Genomic DNA, 22,702 nt, shown 5'->3' with positions numbered 1-22,702 from the left:
CTGATCCGCCTAAGGCCCCAGCCTCTCGATCGCCCACGCCTCCCCGCTGCGTCGATACACAATCCGGTCGTGCAACCGGTTTCGTCGTCCTTGCCAGAATTCGAACTTCGCGGGCGTCAGTGCGTAGCCGCCCCAGTCTTCGGGCAACGGGACCGCGCCGCCGGCGTACTTTAGCTCAGCGTCGGCGAGCGATTGCTCGAGTAGGTCTCGGCTGGCGATGACGCGCGACTGATCGGACGCAACGGCACCCAACTGGCTCGCACGGGGGCGCGAGGAGAAGTACGCCTCGGAGATCGCACGGCTCGTCTTCTCAATGGTTCCTTCGATCCGAACCTGCCGACCGAACTGCCCCCAGTAGAAGCAGAGCGCCGCGCGAGGGTTCGCGGCTAGGTTGTCCCCTTTTTGCGACGAGTAGCTGGTGAAGAACACCATTCGGCCTTTAGCGTCGATGTCCTTGAGCAGCACGATCCGCGCCGACGGCATTCCATCCGGCGTGGCGGTCGCCAGTGTCATCGCCGTGGGCTCGAACCAATCTCCTAGCGGATGGTCGATCGCTTGCTGCAGCCATTCTTTGAACTGGTCGACCGGATCGCCGAGCATCTCGGTCTCCTTCAGTCCGGCGTGTTCGTAGTCGGCTCTCAAATCTCCTAGTTCCATCGTCCCTGCCTCAACGCGCAATCAGAATCGTCGTGAATTGTCGTGCCCCTTCGTGGCGATCGTGCGGACCGATTGCAGCACGGGATGGCACAGAACCCCACTCTACTCCGCCTCGAACACCAACGCTACGGCCTGGCCGGTTGGCGTGTGGTTGAGTTTCGCGAAGGCTCGGCGGGTTGTCGGCTCGCGCTCGGCCGCGACGCGAATTGGACACGCGGGGTCGGTTTGCTCGTGATTGAGCGTGGCGGGGACTTCGCCCATGTTCGCGGCGAGCAGACTCACGGCGAGCTCTACCGCGCCACCCCCGGCCCCGAGGTTGCCGAAGTAACTTTTCGCCGCGGTGACCGGCACGTCGGCACCGCCCAGCACTTCCGCGATCGCACAGGCCTCGACCGGATCGTCTTCAATCGTGCCGAGGCCGTGGGCGTGGATGTGCGCGAGGTCGCTTGCTGGAATGTTCGCTTGCTCGATCGCCGCCGCGAGGGCATTGGCGATCGCTTTACTCGGCGCGGCGAAGTTGGTCGTGGCCTCGTTGCGACTAGCCGAGCTGACAAATCGCGCGATAGGCTTGCGTCCGCGGCGCTCGGCGTGAGTGCGGGTTTCGAGGACAAACAGCGCCGCGCCTTCGCCCATCACCATGCCGGTCCGCGCGGCATCGAACGGTCGGCTGAGCGTCGCGGGCCACAGGCCTTCCTTCGCCATGCGCGCGCCGCCGTGCCACAGCAGGTCGGTCATCGACAATCGCGTGCTGACGCCGCCGGCGAACATCAAATCGGCTTGGCCGCGACGGATCACTTGCACTGCCTCGGCCATCGCGAGCAAGCTCGAAACGTCGCCGTTCAGGATCGTGTTGGTGGGTCCGCGGGCGTCTTGTCGAATGCCGATATGGCACGCCGGCATGTTGGGCAGGTACTTAAGCATCCACAGCGGGAACAACTGTCGCTGCGCCTCGTGCCCCCACTTCGCATAATCGAACTCGCCATCGGTCTGGCTAGTGCGGTACGCCTCGACGAGTTCTTCCAGGTCGCAGTACATGCTGCCCGCACCCAAGACCACGCCAGCCCGCTCGGGTTCGAACGCACCTTCGCTGATACCGGCATCGGTCGCGGCGAGCTCTGCGGCGGCGAACGCCATCTGAATCTCGCGTGCCATCACCTTCAGGCTCTTGCGCGGGGTGACGTATTCCTTGGGGTCGAAGTCGCGGACCTGGCCACCGAACGGCGCGATCCAGCCCGCCTTGGCGTAGTCGTCGATGGTCGTCACACCACTGGTGCCAGCCTCGAGCGAAGTGCGCACCGCGTCCCGTCCGATGCCAATCGGAGAGACAATGCCGATGCCGGTAATGACTACGTCGTCCAAAGCGGGATTTACCAGGGCGTCCAAGGTGCCGTTGAAGAGGAGTTCGCGGTGGCGTTTGCTTCGGAATGTCGCAATCACGACATCTACGTCGGCAATCGCTGCGGCGCGGGGCCACTCGTTTGCGCCACGTCTCCACACCTCTCAGTCGGTAGGATCGGTTTGCGCCACCGTTGCAGTTTACCTATCCTGGGGATGGCCCTCAACAAACCCCTCTCCGGATGTCGATCGTAGCGAAGGTACCATGCCCGCGCTGCGAACCGCGAGCTTGGCACCTCCGACCCGCCCGGCTACCCGGGGCCTTACGGCCACGGCTCGCCATAGAAAACTCCGGTGGCTGCTTCCCTGATCGGGGGACGCCTCCGGCCCGCCCGCCAACTCCCGCCTGGATGCGCCTGCAGTTTACACTGCCGGCTCGATTAGTCGTTATGCAGTCCCTCACGAAGTCCCCCGCCGAGTTGTTGGCCGCCACCAGTGGTCGATTCTCGATGGCCGAAGCCCGCCGCATTGTGGGCAATCAGTTCCGCCCCCGAGCGGCGATCTACTGGACCGACTTGCTCGCGACCTGGGTGATCGGCATCGCCGCCTATCGCATGGTCCGCGAAGAGTGGCTCGGCTGGCCCCTGCGTGCCGGGCTGTTTGTCCTGTCGTGCCTGATGATCTATCGCGCGGGGCTGTTCATTCACGAACTGGTCCATCTGCCGGGCGACAAGTTTCGTAGCTTCCGCGTGGTGTGGAACCTTTTGTGTGGCATTCCGTTCCTCATCCCGTCGTTCGTCTACTACACGCACCTCGACCATCACCGCCGCCGGCACTACGGCACCAAGAACGATGGCGAGTACCTGCCGCTGGCACATCGCAGCCGGTGGTGGATCGTCGGCTACTTGGCGCAGAGCCTGATCATTCCGGCGCTCGCCATCGTGCGGTTCGGCATCCTCACGCCGCTCACTTGGTTGCATCCGTCGATTCGCACCTGGGTGCATCGCCACGCCTCGAGCATGGTGATCGATCCGATGTATCTTCGACCGCTGCCAACGGAACGAGTGCTGCGGACCATTCGCTGGCAGGAAGTCGGCTGCTTCCTGTTCATCTGGACGTTCGCCGTGCTGGTGCTCATCGGCCGCCAACCGGTGTTCGCGCTGTACCAAGCTTACGCGACGGGCGTGGTAGTGGTGACCATCAACGCCATCCGCACGCTGTCGGCCCATCGGTGGCTGGGGCAGGGCGAGGACATGACGTTCCTCGAACAGCTCGTCGACTCGGTGAACTACCCCGCGCACACATGGTGGAACGTGGTATGGGCGCCTGTTGGTCTGCGGTTCCACGCCCTGCACCACTTGTTTCCGAGCATCCCGTACCACGCGTTAGCTCAGGCCCACCGCCGACTGATGGCCGAGCTCCCCGCCGACTCGCCGTACCGCGTGACCGAAAGCCCGTCGTTGAGGTATGAACTTGGTTCGCTCTGGAAGCGCGCGGGTTCCAAGTCAGCAAGGCTGGCCATGCCGCGACGCGTGCCTGTCCGGGAAGAATTGGAAGACGAGTTTCATATGCCGATGGGCGTGGCGTAGGAAATGTTACACTGCTGAGCCGAACCCACGGGGCGCGTGCAAGGATGCCGGCGGACGAACCCTGCGAGCTCCCAGCTTTGTAAAGAATCGACGAGGAAAAGTCGTCGCTTCACGGAGGGCGTGGCCGCGCGGCTGGACGTAGTTCGTAGCGAGCACGCACTGTTCGAATGCTTGCCGCCACTCGTATCCATCTACTACTCTGGCGGTTTTCCAACCGCGATGGAGGTGGGGATGTCCAGCGTTGAGATCGATTTCGCATCGATTCGTAAAGCGAATCTACAAGAGCTGGGAGCCAGAGGTTTCCAGGTGGCCAAATCGTTACCCCTGGGATCCGCTGAAGAGACAGGGACACTTCGGCCGAGCAACGAGATTGCCGGCCGCCTCTGGGCGCTCGCAACCACCTTCATCTACGTGAGCGCTCCATCGCGGGCGTTCTCCACCAAATCCATCAAAGAGTGCGTGAGACGGAATCAACTCGAGCAGTGGATGGCCCCAGCGGAAATTGGCACCTTGAGAAAGTGGCGATGGCGTGCAAGGCGTACGGAGATGGGTTCGGTGGGTTGGCGGCTAGAGAACATGCTGCCGCTTGCGTGGATACTGGGCTTCCACCAAGTGCCGAAAACGGACGGCACTATGATGGACGGCGAAGCCATCGGCGAGTTGATCACGCAATTCGTCGGCAACCTTGATCAAGATCTCAAAGCATGGCTGGCGAGCAAAACGCTTCGGCCATTGCAAAAGGTCGTAGAAATGGAAGATCGCTTTTACTGCGCGCACAATGCCGTCAGGAGTGCGCAGCTTGGTCATGCGACTGTTCCCCAACAGTTTCACCCGTTGGTCAACGGCGGCGTTATCCACGAGCGACGCCACGCTTTGACCTGGGCTCTGTCGCCAGGCGTAGATTGGGACGACACAGCGCTTAGTACGTGAGATTCAGAGTTAGGTGAGACACGGTCGCCACGCAACCTCAAGCCCGCGGCGTCGCTGCCTCGGCTTGCGACACCCTTTCCGTCGGCGTCTCGTCTTCGGCCACGTTTCTCTGCAGCGCCGACTCGCGCATGGCTTCGGCGATTGCCTCGGCGGCCACTTCGCGTTGTTTCTCGTCCCGGCGGACGGAGGTTTCGAGTTCGACGTGGACGAACGTGCCGCCGGTGCTGCGGAGGTGTCGGCCTTGCTCGTTCTTCGTAGCGCCGAGCGAGGCGAAGAGCTTACCAGGGTTTTGCTGGTTCACCCGAATGTTCAGTTCGTCTTCGGGCTTTAGCCGATTGAAGGCGTAGCTATCGATGCCACGGTGCTGGAGTCGTTTGTTGAGGGTGACAATTTCGTCGATCACCTCGCCGCCGCCCGTAGAGAGGATGGCCTTCGCCTCGGGGGGGAAAGGATGCTTCTCGATCGTGAAGCCATGAATCTGCCAAACCGCTGCGCGGCCAAGTGCTTCGGCCCACGCCACGTGGACTTGATGAAACACCGAGTCGACCAGATCGGGCACGTCGGCTTTGTCGCGCTGGGCACCTGCCAAGAGCAGACCCTTCGCCCCGCGCTGGAACACCATCGTGGCGACCTTCGCGCTATTCGAGTCGTCGATCGGGTGCGGTGCCTCGACGAGCGCCGGCACCTGGCCCGCTGGATTGTAGAGGTAGGACCCCCAACCGCGGGGTTCGGCTAGAGTGTCGAGGTCCTCGCGCAGGAGGACGTAGTTGGTCTTGGTCTCTTTGTCGACGAACCGCACCACTTCGCAATCCACTTCCTTGGCCAGCCGGGCTGCTTCGTCGAGGTTGCCACCGGCAATGTGGCGGCTGGCTCGATACAGCGTCGACAGCGCGAACGACGGCTCGATGTACGGCCGCGGATCACGATGCGGGTGGCGCAGGAAATACTGCGGGCTAGTCAGTTCGCCCACCAGGGCGGTAAGTGTACCGCTAATGGCGGGTAGGCCTTCGGCTGAGGCTGGCGGGGCGACGGAGCCGACTAACGAGACGACTGCGAGCACCCAAACAATGGAACACTTTTGGGTCATCACTCAATCCCTCCCTGGACAGAGTATAACTAGCGGGGTGTTACTGGACGTGCGGTAGGAACCCTGGTGGGTCGGTTTTTAGCCGGATTTCGGGTAGCACGCCTGTCTGAGCAAGCGGATTATGAAGGGACATCACGACTTAGGGCAAGATCGATTTCGAGGAGCGGGCTTCCGAATATTGAAATTGGCGGCCTTTCGCACCCCATGTTTCGCTCGTTTTCGCTCACAGCGGCGGTAAATCGGTCACCTTGCGGCATCGTGTGTGGCTGCGTTAGAATCCAAGGTTCACCATATTCCGCAACCTCCAATCTACGGGAGCTTCAGCTTGGGTACGAAGAAGTCAGGTAAGGGTCGTCGCAAACTGGGTCGCAAAAAGCGGCGTATGCGTGCGAAGATTCGCCACCGCAAGTAATCTCTAGGGGGCGTAGCACCGCCTTCCGAAGGGCGCGCCTTGGGCCATCTGCCCCGCGTCCAGTCTCGAACGCCTCACACAACGATGTTGGCCGAATGCTGCTGCGCGCTCCCGTCGCGCCCTCATTCCGCGCCGCGTCGGTGTCGTGCTGCGCCGCGGTTTCGATGACACTCGCGACCTGCTCGATCCAGTTAGACTTCGCCCGAAGTACTCACTGTGCAAGGAGTTGCCCCACCTGCGGGGACGCGCGGTACACCGTCTGCTTAAAGAGCGAAACGAACCTTCTTTCGTTTTCTCTGGCAACGGATTGCTAGCATGTGCCGCCTCGGGTTGTTGTGGTTGTTGGCTCTTACATTGTCTTTGACGACGTTTTCGGCGTCCGCCGGGACGTTGTCCGGAGCCCGCGTCGAAGTACGCGAAGACGATCGCCGCGAATCGGCCGGCACGCTCTCCCGCGCTCGCGACGAGGTCCGTAGCGAAGCTCGGCCCAACGGCCGCAAACGAGATCGCCGCCATCGCGATAGAAGTTGCGATGCTTGCCTGCCGGCTTGCGGTTCCTTTGGCTGGTTCGCGTATAGCCAGCCCTGCCCTCCCCCGGTCGTCGAGACGGTGGTCGTTACGCAGCCGGTCTACCTGGTCGAGCCGACGCTTGAGGCTCCCCCCACCTACATCGAACCGCTCGGCCCGTCGCTCGCCGCGGCATTCGACCGGCAGTTCGCCCCCTACCCTTACGCCCACGAGTCGCACGGTTTCATGCTGGTCGGCTCCCCGGGAGCGGGCCAAAGCTGGTCGGGACGGATCGGCGTGGAGCAAGGCAGCGACTTTGCTGATATCGATCGCACCGGATTTAGTTTTTTGCTCGAAGGCGAGAGCGGACTCGGCATCGATTTCGACTGGGACTCGTACGCCGAGGACCTCGCCGGCGGCGGGCACGACGAACTGCACGTCGGCGAGATCGACCTACTGTATCGCTTCGTCGAGAATGAGCAGTTGCTGTTCCGCGCGGGTTTGGGCGTGGCGTGGCTTGGCGATTCGTACGACACCAATGCCGGCATCAACGTCACGCTCAAGGCCGACTACGCCCCCTGCGATCCGTTCGTCCTGTCCGGAGAACTCGACCTCGGCACCTTGGGCGACGCCGAACACCTACACGCTGCCGGCACCGTGGGCATGATGATCCACCGCTGCGAAGTCTACGGCGGCTACGACTACCGCCGCATCGGCGACGTAGAGATCCAGGGTCCGATGATCGGGCTGCGGGTTTGGTTTTAGAGGTGCAACGAACGTAGCCGGATTCGCCAGAATTCGGGGCGAGCGTTCGTCGTCAGGAAACGAGCAATGTCCAGGGGTCGCATCGTCTCCAATTGCATCACCCTTTCCTCCGCTTCTCCATACGGAGTATGGAGGTACTATGCTCACTTCCGCGGCGTGCGCCGCCAGTGGCGGCGGTTCCCATCGGCTTCGGCCCATACGTTGTAGCGAAGTTCGTCGGGCGAGAGACCCAAGGCGATTGGCCGGCGGACGCCGCGTAGTACAGCCACGTCGTACAACTCGGCGATGCTGCCGGTGAACTCCAGCGTGTGCACGATCTGACCCGAGGTGGTATCGATGACGGCGAGACCCGCGTAGGGTGCCATGTTATGTGCCGCGAGTTCGTCGTCGAGCGCAAGTCCGCCGAAACGATTCTGCTCGCGCGGTTTCGATAGTCCCACAATGGCGTAGTGATCCACGAACGCCAGCCCGCGCGCGTAGCCCGGCACAAACGCCACGGGTTCGAACTTTCCCAGGGCGAGATCGACGTAGCCCAGATAGCCCACGCCCGAGTTCAAGAGCCACAGCCGCCCATTATGCCAACGCGGCGAGTGCGGCATCGACAGGCCGGTGACAACGGGCTCGCTGTCGTCGATGCTCCACAACTGCCCGCCATGCATGCGGTGTTGTTTCCACCCGCGACTGGTGTCGCTCACGTGGCAGAGTGTCGCGAACTTCGCGCGGCCTTCGACCATCGCCACGCCATTGAGGTGACAGCGGTCTTCGGACGTCAGCGTCGTGATGAACGGGGGCCGCCATGTTTCGGCGAAGCTCTGCGTGTGGCTCACGGTTGCCAGGCAGTTGAACAGCGTCGCCACGAACACCGGCTGACCGGCGGCGTCCACCGCGATATCGTGCAGGTCGAGATCGCCCGTCGTGTAAGCGGTGCGGGGGACGAACAGCCGGTCGTAACCCGCCCGGCGTGCCTTGTGGTCGAACTGACTGGCAAACTGCCAAACCTGGTACGCCGTGGCTAGCCACATGATGTCGCCATCGGTCCAAACGCCCATCGCCCGGCGGAAGCTTCGCGAACTGATCGCCATCTCGCCCTGGGTGTCCCGACCGACGAGCAGCAGCTTGCCGACTTGATAGGTCGTCACCGCCAGGCTGATGTCGAGTTCGGCGAGCCAGTCGGTGAAGCCCGCGGACGGCACGCCCTGCCATTGCCGCCGGGCGGATTCAGGGTTCGAGTTGTCAGCAGATTCGTTCACCCCGCAAAGTATACCGGCCACTCGCCCCCACGTATCGGGTGCCAGCTTTGCCCACGGCTTTCATCATCCCGGCTCGCCCTTCACCAATTGTTCGACGCCTCCGCAGCGTTCGACTATCATCATGGTCGGGCAAGAGAGACCAATTTTCGCGAGCAATTGCTCGACGAGCGAGGCCAGGGGAGCGAATTCATGTACGCACGCAAACTTGGCGTCGAAGTTCTCGAGTCTCGTGAACTCCTGTCCGTTACCGCCGACACGTCGCCCTATCCGGTCGCCACTCATTCTCAATCCGGCCCGCGGCTGGGGCCCGACTACAACGACAATGGCGTCCAGTTCGGCTACGTCCGCGTCGGCATGGTCGACGCCGAAGTACAAGTGATCATCGGCAACGCCGCGGCGCGGCTCGATGCCTGGATCGACTTCAATGGCGATGGTTCGTTCAGCGGCCCCAACGAACACATCTTCGATGCCGTCTCGCTCGCGGTGGGCACGCACCTGCTGGAATTCGATGTCCCCAGTTGGGCCGTGAGCTGGGCGGATGGCGGGCCGGTGAATTCGCGCTTCCGGGTCAGCACTCAAATCACCGGGGTAGGGCAGGGGGGCAGCGTCACCGGCGGCGAAGTCGAGGACTACCAACTCTTCATCGACCCCGCCACCAAGGCCTCGGGCGACTTCGGCGCGGTGCAGAACATCTACACCGGCAGCCAAATGAACGGCCCCTTCGACGTCATCACCGCCGACCTCAACGGCGATGGCGATCTCGAAGTGATCACCGCCTCGTACATCGACGGCCGCATCACCGTGTTCGAGCGAGGCACCAGCTCGTGGACTCGCACCGTCATCAACACCATCCCCAGCATTAGCGGGAACGAACTTTTCTCGATGGGTCTCGCCGCAGACGATCTGGATGGCGACGGCGACATCGACATTGCCGTCTCGTCGTCCGAAGAGAACTCCGTCTACTGGCTGCAGAATCTCGGTTCCATCGGCACCAATTCTTTCACGCGGCGATTGGTTGCTAGTGGCCTCGAAGGCGTGCAAACCGTCATCATCGCCGACTTCGATCGCGATGGCCGCAACGACTTGGCCTCGGCATCGCTCAACGACGATCGACTCAACTTGCATCGCAACATCGGTAACGTGGACGAGATGTTTCAGACATCGTTCCGCACCTTGGTGTTTGATCCGACGGCGATTGGCGTCTCGGTCCGTCTGTCCGACATCTACGCGGCCGACGTGGATGGCGATGGCTGGGTCGATCTAGTTACCGCCGAGCGGAATCGCAATCGCGTGGCAGTCTACGAGAGTCCCGTCGTAAATGGCGCCCGAAGCCCCTTCTCGAACACCACGCCGTGGGTGCTCGGCAGCACCGTCCTGGCGGGCTCCAACGGCACCGCCGATCGAGCTTATGGCGTTTTTGTCGCCGATATGGATGGCGACAACGACATGGACGTCGTGGTGTCGAACTTCGATGGCGACCAGATCGTCTGGATCCGCCACAACTCGGGCGGAAGCTGGAGCAGTCCGATCAACATCGCCAACAGTGCCAACGGCATCAACGGCCCCGTGTTTCCGCAAGTCGCCGACATCGATGGCGATGGCGACATGGACGTCGTGGTCCCCCTCGCCGAGGCCGGCCAAATCCGTGCTTATTCAAACAGCGGTGGAAGTTTCTCGCTGCTCGACTCTATCACGTTCACCGCCCCCCGTAACGCCTTCATCGCCGATATCGATGGCAATGGCACGCTCGACATCGTTGCCGTGTCGCTCACCGGCGATCAAGTCGCGTGGTTCTCGAACCCCGCAGCACCCGACGTGGCGGTCTTCGGGGAGGAGATATTCATCACCGATGGCGACACCACGCCACGCGTCGCCGATGGCACCGATTTCGGCACTGCCGCACAGGGTGGCGCGACGGTTAGTCGCACGTTCACCGTCACCAACACGGGGGCCGGCACGCTCACGCTCAGCGGTTTGGTGGTCCCGACCGGCTTCACGCTCACCGAAGGATTGTCGTCGTCACTCGCACCTGGCGCGACCGACACCTTCACCATCCGGCTTGAAACCACCACGCTCGGCACCAAGGCCGGCAACGTGTCGTTCAACAACAATTCCGCGGGCGAATCGCCCTACACGTTCCGCATCACCGGCACGGTCGCCAACACGCCCGACGCCGAGGTCGAAGGCAATGGCATCGTCATCCTCGATGGCGATACTTCGCCGGACGCGAGCGACGGCACCAACTTTGGCTCCGCCGCGCAAGGGGGCCCGACGGTCGATCGCATCTTCACCGTGTTCAACCGGGGCACCGCCACGCTCACGCTCAGTGCCCTCACCGTGCCGACCGGTTACTCGATCGTCAACGGCCTGGTCGCCTCATTGGCCGCCGGCGCGAGCGACACGTTCACCATCCGCCTGCTCACCACCACCGCAGGCACCAAGTCGGGAAATATTAGCTTCACTACGAATTCGCCCGGCGAGACCACCTACAACTTCGCCATCACCGGCAGCGTCACCACCGAGCCCGAGCTCACCGTCATTGGTCTTGGCGACGTGATCGTCGATGGCGACGCCACCCCGTCGTTCGACGATGGAACCAACTTCGGGTTCATCGCTCAGGGAACCGCGGGCTTCGTCCGCACCTTCACCATCCGCAACGATGGCTCGAGCACGCTGAACCTGGCGAACCTCACCGTCCCTGCGGGCTTCACGATCTCGAACACCCTTACCAGCACGCTTGCCCCCGGGGCTAGCGACGTCATCGGCATTCGACTCAACGCCACGACACTCGGTGTGAAGTCGGGCGTCGTCAGCTTCACGAGCAACGATGCCGACGAAAGTCCCTTCACCTTTTCCATCACCGGCCAAGTCGTCCTGCCCGGCGACTACAACGGCAACGGCGAAGTCACCGGGCTCGACTACAACGTCTGGAAGTCCAATTTTGGCAGCACCAACCGCGCCGCCGATGGCAATGGCGATGGCGTGGTGAACCTGGCCGACTACACCATCTGGCGCGACAACCTCGGAGCCTCCGCCGGAGCGGTTTCCGCGATCGAATCCCCAGCCGTGGTACCGGCCGAAGCTCCAGCACAGCTATCCGACGCGCCGACGACCCCAGCGGCCAAAACCTCGCCCCTCGCTGCGAGCAGCACTTCCCTGGTCGGCAGCAGCCTAAACGCACCCCTTACAAAATCGTCGGCCACGCAGTCGCCAACCATTACCCGAGTCGACGCCACGCTACTGCTCCGTTCGGGCACCCTCTCTTCACGCGAAAGCACAACAGCTTCGTCCCCCATCAAGGAAGAACACGCAACCGACAAAGCCCGCGACCTCGCCTTCCAAAACTGGTCGCCCTTCGAAGAGCTTTAGTTGGGGTAGGAACTACAGAAACCTGTGGGAGGGCGAGCAACGTTGGAAGGGCGAACAACTGTGGGAGGGCTCTCCGAGCCCGAAAGAACCAAGCCACGCTCACTAAACTACTCTGAAGTCTACCCGCGAATAACGCGAATCACCGCGAATTAAGTGGGGTGATTGAGACATAAGGAAATACAGAAGAATTCTGGAACACTAATCCACGCTAATCAATTTCTTCTTATTAGCGCCGATTAGCGAAGATTAGTGTTCCCCTCCTCTTCCTGTGGCTTCCGTGCTCTATGTGGTTCACCCCTAACCTCTGGGGGCTCGCAGAACTCGTCCCCAGCCACCCGACATCTTCTACAATCTCCCTGCCGTTAACCCAACTCTCTTCATCTCTTCCACGCTCGCGTTGTCTCCACCCAAATCCGCGTCCTATTCTTCTGAACAAGAAACAAACGGAACTAAGAATCTCGGAACACTAATCGACGCTAATTTTCACTAATCAATTTCTTCTTATTAGCGCCAATTAGCGTAGATCAGCGGTTCTCCCTTCTCCTGTGTCCTCCGTGCCCTCTGTGGTTCATTCCCCGAACGTCTGGGGGCTCGTGGAACTCGACCCCAGACTCCCGGCATCTGCTATCGGTTCCTGCCTCTGTTCGCTTCGTTTCCTTCCGTTCAAGCACTCCTCGACGTCCGATACGCCAGCGACATGAGTGCGACTCCCGCCAACGTCAACCACGCACTTGGCTCGGGCACCTGTTGAGAGCCGCTCGCTCGCGCACTCTCCGTGCTGCGGCCGAAGTTCACTTTCCAGATCGCGTAGTCTTTCCCATCCACCTTGCCGTCGCGATTGGCATCGGCTGCCCCATTCGTGGAACCAAGCGCGTCACGCCACACCGAGTAGTCCGCCAGGTTCACCAGCCCATCGTCATTAAAGTCTCCCGCAACGAACGGCGTGATGGGCAGTTCGAACAGGTTCGCCGAGTTGGTCCGCTCGAGTTCGGTGTCGGTCGAGAAGGTCCGCACGCGAATCGTTTTTCCATCCTCAAGGAACTCAACCAGCCGCATCCAACCACCACCCCCTTCGCCAAGGTGCTGGGCGTTAAAAAACATCTGATGGACGAAGTTCCCTTCGGTGCCGGTCGAGCCAACGTACCCAGAGCCGTCATCGCCGAAGTGGCCGTTGAACACCATCTCGAAGTTGCCGTTGCCACGAACCAGCTCCGTCCACAATTGCTGCCCGTCAGCGTCAGCGGCAACGCGGCTATTCGAGTAGCGCTGCTCCGTGCCGTTGATGAAGGCATGGGTGAGCAAGATCGCCGTGTGGTCGGCGTACTCGGGCTTCGACGCAATCGTGTTGGCCCAGTCGACCGTCGCCGGGCGAGGCTCCCACTCCAGGGCCACGATCAACATCGGACGGCCATCGGGCGCCGTCATTTCGTAGTACGAGTTTTCGATCCGCCCCGCGACCATCTGCCCCTTCAAGATGCCACCGAACGCCGGATTCACTAGAGGGTTGTCGCTTGCTTGGAAATAATTGCTGATCTCGGTGTTGCGATTCTCGGCATTCGTGGGACCAAAGTCATGATTGCCGGCCGCCATGACGTAGGGGACGTGGCCATTGAGCACCTTCATCGAGGTCTGCGCGTTGGCCCATTGCTGGCTGCTTGTTTGGTCGCCACTCGTGGGATCGTTCGTGTCGTTGTTGTTGACGATGTCCCCTTCGTGCAGCACCAGTCCGATGTTGAACTCCTCGCGATGGTCGCGAATCCACTCCGTCATCTGCGTAAAACCCTCGCGATGCTGGGATGACTTCACGTAGTTCTGCGAATCCGGTATCACGGCGATCGACCACACCGCGTCCGGCGACGGAGCAAACGGCGCTTGCGACTCGGTAACCACGACGCCCGGCGACGCGTGGTTTTCGCCGAGATCACCGGCGCGGCGATACCGCGAACCGTAAACGCCAGTTGTCGAGGCAATCCAGTTCATTCCCAAATCGTTTGCGGACTGCGATAGGCCTCGCGGCACCACCATGATGCTCTGCCCATGACTGCCATCGACCACGGGCCAGAGCCCGCCGGCCTCGAAGTTCACGAGATCGCGAAAAGCTCCGGTGTTGTCGCGTAGCGCCGCGATCTCATTCGAGATCGATGGCGTGTTGGCGAACACCGGGAAGTTATCGACCTCGACGCGTGGTAGCCCCGTCCCCCATTGCGCGTCGAGCGTCGCCGCGTCGCCGGTTACCACGAGTGCCTTCTTTGGCGCGAGCAAAGTTCCCGCAGGAAAGGGCGAAGCGTAGTCGCCATCTTGCGAATCGCCGAAGTACCAGCCGCTGAGATCCACGGCCTCGGTGCCCGTGTTGAACAGCTCGACCCACTCCTTGTTGAACGCGCCGGTCCCCGTCTGCGAATCGCTGCCATACGGGTTGTACATGATCTCCGAAATGATCACGCTCGCCGAACTCGGCAGCCACGTCCCACACATCACCGCACTGAGCAATGCACAACGCACCCCTCGCCAACCGTTCGCAGTTTCCACCGACGTTCCTTACTTCCGTAATCCGAGTTCGAAGTCGCGCACCCTGTGCGCAAGGCCCCAAACTGATGCACGAATCAAGTTCGGACAAGCAGCGTAACCCGCACTTCGCCGATAATTCACGAAGCTTTTACGCAGCATTAACAAATAGCCCTTCGTTCCCTCCCCCTCGTTCTCGGGTGGCACGGACTTTCGGCCGATTCACGTCCAGCCATTTCTTAGATTCACGACGGCCGATTGTCCGTGTGCGCAGCACAAGAGGTCTCGCCGTGCTCTATCGCCCCGGGGGTGCCTGGGGACGAGTTCCGCGAGCCCCCAGTGAGTTGCGCGACTTGCACGAGCTCGCGCATTCCCCTTTTCACAGCCGCGGAGCGGCGACAGCGCATAGCCCGGGGCGCGAGCCCCGGGACCCATCGCCCCCACACACCAAAAGCCCCGGAGGGGCGACAGCGAGCTCACGACCGATCCCAGGAGACGTAGGCGTCTTGTCATTCTGAGGGGAGTAATGCGACCCGAAAAATCTCGCCCCTGAGTAACGACGAAAAAATGGCAAACGGGATCCTTCAGTCGCCAGGGCTCCCTCTGGATGACACAGGGGCGCAACTACCGCATTTTCCACAAGCCTCCCGCCCCACCAGCTATCTCCCAAAAAATGTCCACACGTACACATGGGCCCTTGACGAGGGCATGTACATCTGCTACAATACAACCTGTCCATCGCACGCGTGGGGCGTGCGGGGGAGAGAGCCCGTACCCGTATCAAGCTCCGCGCCGATACGGCAATTCACGCTCGACCCAATCGCAAATCCTCAACCACTCGCGATTCTAATCCAGTAGCCACGAAGTGGCGCGCACGTAGCATGGCCGCCCCGGCCGTGGCCAACATTGCACTCGTACGTCGTACACGGCCGAGGCGGCCATGCTACGCGCTTGCGCTTCGCGTCTTGGCGTGAGAATCGATAAAACACTTCGCCCAACAATCAAACATTCGAGAGGTGTCGACAAATGCAACACGTTAAGCGCCGCACGCGGCGCGGAGCTTGACCCGGCCTACACACCACTACTGAGGAGTAAAGTCGCACCTGCGGTTTCACCCTGCGACAAAACCTCGATCCGACGCAATGGAGATTCGATTGTAAGTGTTTCAATGGTAACGACTTAGGGAAATCCTGAGTCGCCACGCCCGAGGAGTAAAGTCGCACCCAACGAAATATCCGCCAACTGCGACAAAACGCCTACGAGCTCCGTCGGCGCAATAAGCAGTACAAAACCCGGCCGGCTGGTTCGCCTTCGTGCCCTGTGATAGCCTACCGAAGATCCATTCCTACAGGTTTCCTCGCTCCCCATTTGTCTGCCATGCCCTCGCAAGAACTCCTCGACGCCATTGAAGCCGCGACCCAGGCGGAGAAGATCACTCCTACGGCTGCTACGCACATCCGCGAGTGGCTCACCGAGCCGAAGTACGCCGACTACGCCGATCAGGTTGCTGAGCACATTCGCGATCAGAAGTGGCAGGTACTCGACGACGCGTTCTGGACCATCATTCCGTTTGGCACGGGTGGGCGTCGCGGCAAGATGTATCCGATTGGTTCCAATGCGATCAACGACCGCACCATTGGCGAGAGCGCCCAGGGACTTGCGGACTACGTGAAGGACACGCTCGGCGCCGATGCCGAGCTCTCCTGCGCCATCGCCCGCGACACCCGTCATCGCTCGCCGGAATTTGCTCGACTGTGTGCCGAGATCATGGTCGCCGCGGGATTTAAGGTTTACTTCCTCGACGGCTACCGCAGCACCCCCGAGTTGTCGTTCTGTGTGCGTTACAAAAACTGCTCGTGCGGCATCATGGTCACGGCGAGCCACAATCCGCCAAGCGACAACGCCGTGAAGGTCTACTGGTCGAGCGGTGCCCAGGTGCTTCCGCCGCACGATAAGGGGATCATCGACCGCGTGATGAACACGCAGGAAATCAAGCGGGCAAACTTCGACGAAGCCCTCGCCGCCGGCAAGATCGTGTACTGCCAAGAAGAGGTCGACCGCGCGTTCATCGATGCCGTGATGCTCCAGGCCACGCCGGGCCCTCGCGATTTGAAGGTGCTGTACTCGCCACTGCATGGCGTCGGCGCCACGTGCGTGGTTCCTGCACTGGAGCGCGATGGATTCAAAGAGGTCGAAGTATTCGGTCCGCAATCCACACCGGATGGCGATTTCCCCAACGTCCCGGGCCACGTTTCGAACCCCGAGAATCCAGAGATCTTCGACGCCCTGATCGGCCACGCGATGAACACGGGTGCCGATCTCTGCCTGGCGACCGATCCCGACTGCGACCGCATCGGCCTCGCCGCGCCACTGACGCTCGACGCCGGCAGCGACTGGCGGACGCTCACCGGCAACCAGATCTGCGGGCTGCTTTCGGATTACATCTGCGAGACTCGCAAGCTCACGCCCGATAAGTTCCAAGTCACCACGCTTGTCACCACAAGGCTCGTCGAGCGTATCGGCATCAGCTATGGCATCAAGACCATCGGCGATTTGCTCGTCGGATTTAAATGGATAGCCCAAGCCATCGACGCCGGTGGTGCCGAGAACTTCCTGTACGGCACCGAAGAGTCGCACGGTTATATGGCGGGGCAGCACGTTCGTGATAAAGACGGCGCGGTTGCGTCGATGCTCGCCTGCGAGCTAGCCGCGAAGCTGAAGGCTCAAGGCAAGACGCTGCACGAAAAGCTAGACGACCTGTTCTGGCAACACGGCGTCCACGCCGAGCGAACCATCTCGGTGATGATGCCCGGCAGCGATGGCATGGAGCGAATGAAGGAAGTGATGGCCCAGTTCCGCACCGCCCCGCCCGAGAAACTCGATGGCCTCGCCGTGGTGCAGCGTCGCGATTACATGCAGAACATCACGACTAAGAAGGACGGCACCGTCGAACCACTGCCGCAACCGACGGGCGACCTGGTGATCCTCGACCTCGAAATCGACGGCAACTACGTCGCCTGCCGCCCCAGCGGCACGGAGCCCAAGATCAAGTTCTACATGTTCGCCTACACCCCCGCGGAAATGCTGCACGACCTGGAAGAAGCCAAAGCCGAACTCGACGCCCGGCTGAACACGTTCGAAGAAGACCTCCGCAAGTACGCGGGCGTTTGAGGTCGGCGTAACACGCCGCCCTCGGCCGCGTATTTGATGACAGAGCCATCCCCTGCGCTTCGTCATTTTGACTCATCGCGTCGTCTAAATGACTGCGCCGCGCGTTGGGGGAGTGTCGCCGGCGAGGCGCTGTTTTTTTCGTAAGTTTTTCTTAGTGAATGACTTACGACTTGGTTCGCTTTCGAGGCGATCCTGCGGCACACCACTCGCATTTGAAGATGGGCATGTGCGGCAACTGAATGCCGCTCCCGTGAGACCCCCCCATCCTGAGGCAAGTACCATGTTCAAGTTCATCCTCCCCGTGGCCATGGTGGCCGCATTCGCGTTCGCCGCGCCCAGTTCCAATTCGGCTGAGGCGAAGGGCGTTCACTTCCGTGCCGGCGGTTTGCACATCGATGTGGGCAGTCCTCATGCGCACGGACGACATTATGGGCACGACCATGGCTACAACCACCGCTACAACCAGCGATCCTTCTACGGTGGGGGCCATCAGCACCGGGCTTACTACCCGTCGCAGCGGTGGCATGGAGTCCATAGTTGGCACGACACTAGCCATTGGGACTACCATCCACGCGAGGTTTACCGGCACGGCAATCACTACCATGTCCAGCCCGGGCATTGGGATTGGCACGAGGATGGCCACATGCACCACCACCACGACTAGTCCCGATCTCCTATCCGTTGTCCACTCCGCGCGGCGGCAGGGTTTCGACTTTGCCGCCGCGTTTTTGCGTTTTTTGCTCCCGCTGCAATCCACGTTGGAGCATTTTCACCGGAGCTCTACAATGAAAGTCTAAAGCCGTCCCTTATCAGGAGATGTGGATCGATGTGCGGAATCGTTGGTTACGTGGGCCCGAACGAGGCGACTGAATTCTTGCTCGAAGGGCTCCGCCGCTTGGAGTACCGGGGCTACGACAGTTCGGGGGTGGCGACGCTGCACAAAGGCGATCTGATGATCACCAAAACCGCCGGCCGCATCGACAATCTGGCCGCGGCGCTCCGGAAGTACCCTGCACCTGGCACCGTGGGCCTTGGGCATACTCGTTGGGCAACGCACGGTCCCGCGACCGACGAGAACGCTCACCCGCACATCGGTGGTGAGCGGGTGCTAGCACTCGTGCACAATGGCGTGATCGACAACTTTCGCGTGCTCAAGACAAAGCTCTCCGAGCTGGGCTACAAGTTCTCGACCGCCACGGATACCGAAGTCGTCGCGCAACTGCTTGATTACGAACTTCAGCAGTGCCTCGCGCTCCAGGATCCTGAGCAGCGAATCTCCGAACCTTACGAAGTGCTCGTCCAGGCGATGCAGGCGATGCTCAGCCAGCTTCGCGGCACGTATGGTTTTGCGGTGATCTTTCGCGACTACCCCGATGTGATTCTCGCCGCGCGGCTCAGCAGTCCGCTGGTGATTGGCATCGGCAATGGCGAGCACTTCATCGCCAGCGACCAGACACCGCTCGCGGGACGCGCGGACAAGATCGTGTTCCTCGCCGATCACGAGGTTGCGGTGGTGACCGCAAACTCCATCCGCGTCGTAAGTCGCGACCTGGGCGACGTGCCGCACGATGTCAAGTTGATCGAAGTCGACGACACACAGGTTGGTCTCGATGGCTTTCCGCACTACATGCTCAAGGAAATCTTTGAGCAACCCGAGACGGTTCGCAACGCGATGCGCGGCCGTTTTGATCACGATCAAGCGACGGCGGTGTTTGGTGGTTTGAATCTCTCAGCTCAGCAGCTTCGTGCGGTGGATCGGTTTGTGCTCACGGCGTGTGGCACGAGTTGGCACGCGGGGCTGGTGGGCGAATACATGCTCGAAGCGTTCGCACGCGTGCCGGTGGAAGTGGAGTACGCGAGCGAGCTCCGCTACCGCAACCCGCCACTGAGCACCAATACGCTGTTGTTTGCGATTACGCAAAGTGGCGAAACGATCGATACGCTTGCCGCGATGCGTGAGGTCAAGCGCAAAGGGCATCCCGCGCTATCGATTTGCAACGTGGTGGGCAGCACTATCGCGCGGGAATCGGATGGCGGTATTTATTTGCATGCCGGTCCAGAAATCGGCGTCGCGAGTACAAAAGCGTTTACGTCGCAGTGCGTGGTGCTCGCGCTACTCGCGCTCTACTTCGGACGTCTAAGGCACTTGAGTTACGAAGCCGGTCTGCGAGTGATCGACGAGCTCGAGGCCCTACCCGAGCAAGTCGAGCAAGCGCTGACCACCAACAGCGACATCCGCCGCATCGCCGCCAAGTACGCGGGTTGCGACAACTTCTTGTACCTCGGTCGGCAGTACAATTTCCCGGCGGCGCTCGAAGGGGCTCTGAAGCTGAAGGAAATCAGCTACATCCACGCCGAAGGTTATCCTGCCGCGGAGATGAAGCACGGGCCGATCGCGCTGGTGGACGAGAACACGCCGAGCGTGTTTATCGTTCCTCGCGGCGGGGTGTACGAGAAGGTCCTCGCCAATATGGAAGAGATCAAGGCGCGCGGCGGTCCGGTGATTGCAATTGTCAATCCGGGCGACGAAGACGCGGCCGAGATCGCCGACGACGTGATCCATGTCCCCGCGGTCGCCGACTTTGTGCAGCCGATTGTCACGGCGATTCCGCTGCAACTCTTGGCGTACCACATCGCCGTGCTTCGCGGCTGCGATGTCGATAAACCGCGGAATCTGGCGAAGAGCGTTACGGTGGAATGATCACGCGTAGCGATTTTCTTTAGCCAGTTCGATCAGTTCGTGGGAGTGATTGTCTCTCTGCCTGCGGCAGTGCTCGCCGCACGCCCTACCCAGCGATCGGTGTAGTCGGTGTGGACCGAGGATCAGCTGTAGCCGATCCTGGAACTGCCGAGAGAATCGACGTTCGGCGAACCTTCGCTGGCCGCGAACTTCGTCAATTCCGTAGGGACTGAGTGCGGTTTGGCGAGCTCGGAGATCGGGTACAATTGCGACGGCGGAGTGGGCCGCGCGGCTAACTCGGGCAATCACGCGCGCACTCCAGACCACAAACGGGGCTAAACGCCGAGTGCACTACAAGCCGTAGCCGGATTCGCAAGAATTCGGGTGCCTAACAACAAACTTCACGACGAACGACATGCTACGACTTACTCTTGCAACCTGCTTATTGCTTCCGAGCGTCCCCGCGTTCGCCGAGCCATTGTTCCCCAACGCGGACTTCGAGCGCGGCACGCTCGACAACTGGACCGTGCAGGGGTCGGCGTTCGCGACGCAACCAACCAAGGGCGACAACCCCTCGCTGCGCGGGCGCGAGAGCAGTTGGCACGAGGGGGACTATTGGATCGGTGGCTTCGAAGCGTACACGGGCAAGTCGGGTTCACCTGGCGGCATCCACGGCGACGACCACACCGGCACGCTCACTTCCCAAGAGTTTCTTATCGAGAAGCCCTTCCTCAGCTTTCTCATCGGCGGCGGCAAGCAGCCCGGCAAACTCGGCGTGAAGCTGCTTTGCGAGGGCGAAGAGGTAGAACTCGCCACGGGGTGCGACTCGGAGTCGATGGTCCGGTGCAACGCGGACGTAAGCCGCTTTGTTGGCAAGCGTGCCCAGCTTGTGGTGTTCGACGAAGCGGTAGGGCAGTGGGGGCACATCAACGTCGATGCGTTCGAGGCGGCTGACAAACCGCTGCCCGACGCCTCGCAAGAGTTTAGCCTGTCGAAGGCGGTGCTCGCCGAATCGTACGACGACATCGACTACCGCGAAGCGCTGCGGCCGCAGTTTCATTTCTCGTCGGGCCGCAACTGGGTGAACGATCCCAACGGCATGGTGTTCGATGGCGAGAAGTACCATTTGTTTTTCCAGCACAACCCTAAGTCGACCGACTGGGGCAACATGACCTGGGGGCACGCGACCAGCCCCGACATGATTCACTGGAAGCAGCATCGGCACGCGCTGTTGCCTTACCGCGTTGATGGCAAGAGCGGTACGATCTTCTCCGGCACGGCGATCGTCGATCACAACAATAGCCTTGGCGTGCAGAAGGGGGATGTGCCGACGCTGTGTGCGTTCTACACCTTTGCCACCGAGCCGAAGTTCTACCAAGCGATGGCTTATAGCACCGATCGAGGCGAGACGTGGACGTACTGGAACGAAGGCCGCCCGGTGGTCGAGCATCAAGGCTTTGACGCGGGCGAGCGCGACCCTAAAGTCTTCTGGCACGAGCCCACCAAGCAATGGGTGATGTTTCTGTGGGTGCAGTCGAATCCCGGACGCGTGCGAATCTTTACGTCGAAGAATCTCACCGACTGGCAGGTTGCGTCGGACTTGATGCGTGACTGGGCGTTTGAGTGCATGGACGTGGTCGACGTGCCGGTGGATGGCGACGCAAACAATCGCAAGACCGTGGTGTACGACGCCAGCTTCGACTACGAGATTGGTACGTTCGATGGCAAGAAGTTCCACACCGAAGCCGGGCCGTTCGTTCCCGGCGGCGGCGATTTCTACGCGGCACAAAGCTTCTACAACCAGCCGGATGGAAGGGTGATTCAGATCGGATGGATGCGTGGCGGCGCGAACGCCGCGCGGGTTTATAATCTGCCGTTCAACCAGCAGATGGCGTTTCCGTGCGAACTCACGCTCCGCACCACCCCCGATGGCTTGCGGCTGAACGTTTGGCCGATCGAGGAGATTGAATCGTTGATCGAATCGACCGTCGAGAAGTCCGACGTGACGCTCAAGGCGGGCGAGAATTTATTGGAGGGCAAAGGTCCGCTCGACTTGGTGGACCTGGAGATCGACTTCGATCCCGGTACTGCGGGCGAAGTCCGCTTCGATCTAGGGTTCGCAAAGCTCCGTTACGACCGGGATGAGCAAGCGCTCTATGTCCCCACGGTGGGTGACGATGGCAAGACGGGCGAGGCGAAAGCACTCGCAAATCTGGCTCCTCGCGATGGATCGGTGAAGCTGCGGCTGCTGGTCGATCGCATGACGATTGAATCGTTCGCTTTTGGCGGCGAGCAGTTCCACGCTACGTACTACTCCCCGTTGGAAGACGACGAGGACGTATCAATCACCGTCGACAAGGGCGAGGCAACGGTCAAAAAGCTATCGCTGCGTAAGCTGCGATCGGCTTGGCGGTGAGCTAGGTGTCGTGATAAGTACAGCGCGAG

At 61.2% G+C, this 22,702-nt stretch carries 13 protein-coding genes; 8 read left to right on the top strand and 5 right to left on the bottom strand.

Annotated elements, in window-relative coordinates; all coding sequences use genetic code 11:
• Nucleotides 1-9 precede the first annotated feature (9 nt).
• A complete protein-coding gene (gene pdxH / locus SH292x_RS20405; protein ID WP_442482870.1) occupies nt 10-657 on the bottom strand; it encodes a pyridoxamine 5'-phosphate oxidase in 648 nt (215 codons plus the stop codon).
• Nucleotides 658-759: 102 nt separating this feature from the next.
• Nucleotides 760-2,154, bottom strand: a complete 1,395-nt coding sequence (locus SH292x_RS20400) for a beta-ketoacyl-[acyl-carrier-protein] synthase family protein (RefSeq protein WP_442482869.1) — start codon at nt 2,152-2,154, stop codon at nt 760-762.
• Nucleotides 2,155-2,441: 287 nt separating this feature from the next.
• On the opposite strand from SH292x_RS20400, the gene SH292x_RS20395 reads away from it, so the two are divergent.
• Both SH292x_RS20395 and SH292x_RS20390 read left to right on the top strand, forming a co-directional pair.
• Nucleotides 2,442-3,581: a fatty acid desaturase family protein gene (locus tag SH292x_RS20395; protein ID WP_442482868.1), complete on the top strand. Its 1,140-nt coding sequence runs from the start codon at nt 2,442-2,444 to the stop codon at nt 3,579-3,581.
• A 219-nt stretch (nt 3,582-3,800) separates the two neighbouring features.
• Nucleotides 3,801-4,511: a DUF4272 domain-containing protein gene (locus tag SH292x_RS20390; RefSeq protein WP_442485874.1), complete on the top strand. Its 711-nt coding sequence runs from the start codon at nt 3,801-3,803 to the stop codon at nt 4,509-4,511.
• Nucleotides 4,512-4,548: 37 nt separating this feature from the next.
• On the opposite strand, the gene SH292x_RS20385 is transcribed toward SH292x_RS20390, so the two are convergent.
• Nucleotides 4,549-5,598: a hypothetical protein gene (locus SH292x_RS20385; protein WP_442482867.1), complete on the bottom strand. Its 1,050-nt coding sequence runs from the start codon at nt 5,596-5,598 to the stop codon at nt 4,549-4,551.
• A gap of 772 nt (nt 5,599-6,370) precedes the next feature.
• Between SH292x_RS20385 and SH292x_RS20380 the strand changes: the two genes are divergently transcribed.
• Nucleotides 6,371-7,282, top strand: coding sequence for a hypothetical protein (locus SH292x_RS20380; RefSeq protein ID WP_442482866.1), 912 nt, complete (start codon nt 6,371-6,373; stop codon nt 7,280-7,282).
• Nucleotides 7,283-7,425: 143 nt separating this feature from the next.
• On the opposite strand, the gene SH292x_RS20375 is transcribed toward SH292x_RS20380, so the two are convergent.
• Entirely contained in the window at nt 7,426-8,532 is a 1,107-nt protein-coding gene (locus tag SH292x_RS20375) for a TIGR03032 family protein (protein WP_442482865.1), read from the bottom strand.
• Nucleotides 8,533-8,721: 189 nt separating this feature from the next.
• On the opposite strand from SH292x_RS20375, the gene SH292x_RS20370 reads away from it, so the two are divergent.
• Nucleotides 8,722-11,901, top strand: a complete 3,180-nt coding sequence (locus SH292x_RS20370; RefSeq protein ID WP_442482864.1) for a choice-of-anchor D domain-containing protein — start codon at nt 8,722-8,724, stop codon at nt 11,899-11,901.
• 663 nt (nt 11,902-12,564) lie between these two features.
• Here the strand turns inward: SH292x_RS20370 and SH292x_RS20365 are convergent.
• A complete protein-coding gene (locus tag SH292x_RS20365) occupies nt 12,565-14,430 on the bottom strand; it encodes a lamin tail domain-containing protein (RefSeq protein ID WP_442482863.1) in 1,866 nt (621 codons plus the stop codon).
• Between the two features lie 1,353 nt (nt 14,431-15,783).
• On the opposite strand from SH292x_RS20365, the gene SH292x_RS20360 reads away from it, so the two are divergent.
• From SH292x_RS20360 to SH292x_RS20345, 4 genes are all read left to right on the top strand, one after another.
• Entirely contained in the window at nt 15,784-17,577 is a 1,794-nt protein-coding gene (locus SH292x_RS20360; RefSeq protein WP_442482862.1) for a phospho-sugar mutase, read from the top strand.
• 280 nt (nt 17,578-17,857) lie between these two features.
• Nucleotides 17,858-18,241: a hypothetical protein gene (locus SH292x_RS20355; RefSeq protein ID WP_442482861.1), complete on the top strand. Its 384-nt coding sequence runs from the start codon at nt 17,858-17,860 to the stop codon at nt 18,239-18,241.
• 162 nt (nt 18,242-18,403) lie between these two features.
• Nucleotides 18,404-20,278, top strand: a complete 1,875-nt coding sequence (gene glmS, locus SH292x_RS20350; RefSeq protein ID WP_442482860.1) for a glutamine--fructose-6-phosphate transaminase (isomerizing) — start codon at nt 18,404-18,406, stop codon at nt 20,276-20,278.
• A gap of 394 nt (nt 20,279-20,672) precedes the next feature.
• The gene (locus SH292x_RS20345) at nt 20,673-22,673 is read left to right on the top strand and encodes a glycoside hydrolase family 32 protein (protein WP_442482859.1); all 2,001 of its coding nucleotides are present in this window, start codon (nt 20,673-20,675) and stop codon (nt 22,671-22,673) included.
• The last annotated feature ends 29 nt before the right edge of the window (nt 22,674-22,702 follow it).

It is taken from the genome of Aeoliella fuhlenseeensis, assembly GCF_052161615.1.
Taxonomy (GTDB): domain Bacteria; phylum Planctomycetota; class Planctomycetia; order Pirellulales; family Lacipirellulaceae; genus Aeoliella.
Note: the sequence above shows the minus strand (reverse complement) of the source record. Positions and strands in the feature narration are given on the sequence as shown.

Coding starts and splice junctions, on each gene's coding strand:
- SH292x_RS20370 (WP_442482864.1), top strand. CDS start 8,722: ATGTACGCACGCAAACTTGGCGTCGAAGTTCTCGAGTCTCGTGAACTC.
- SH292x_RS20345 (WP_442482859.1), top strand. CDS start 20,673: ATGCTACGACTTACTCTTGCAACCTGCTTATTGCTTCCGAGCGTCCCC.
- SH292x_RS20355 (WP_442482861.1), top strand. CDS start 17,858: ATGTTCAAGTTCATCCTCCCCGTGGCCATGGTGGCCGCATTCGCGTTC.
- SH292x_RS20360 (WP_442482862.1), top strand. CDS start 15,784: ATGCCCTCGCAAGAACTCCTCGACGCCATTGAAGCCGCGACCCAGGCG.
- SH292x_RS20385 (WP_442482867.1), bottom strand. CDS start 5,598: ATGACCCAAAAGTGTTCCATTGTTTGGGTGCTCGCAGTCGTCTCGTTA.
- glmS (WP_442482860.1), top strand. CDS start 18,404: ATGTGCGGAATCGTTGGTTACGTGGGCCCGAACGAGGCGACTGAATTC.
- pdxH (WP_442482870.1), bottom strand. CDS start 657: ATGGAACTAGGAGATTTGAGAGCCGACTACGAACACGCCGGACTGAAG.
- SH292x_RS20395 (WP_442482868.1), top strand. CDS start 2,442: ATGCAGTCCCTCACGAAGTCCCCCGCCGAGTTGTTGGCCGCCACCAGT.
- SH292x_RS20390 (WP_442485874.1), top strand. CDS start 3,801: ATGGAGGTGGGGATGTCCAGCGTTGAGATCGATTTCGCATCGATTCGT.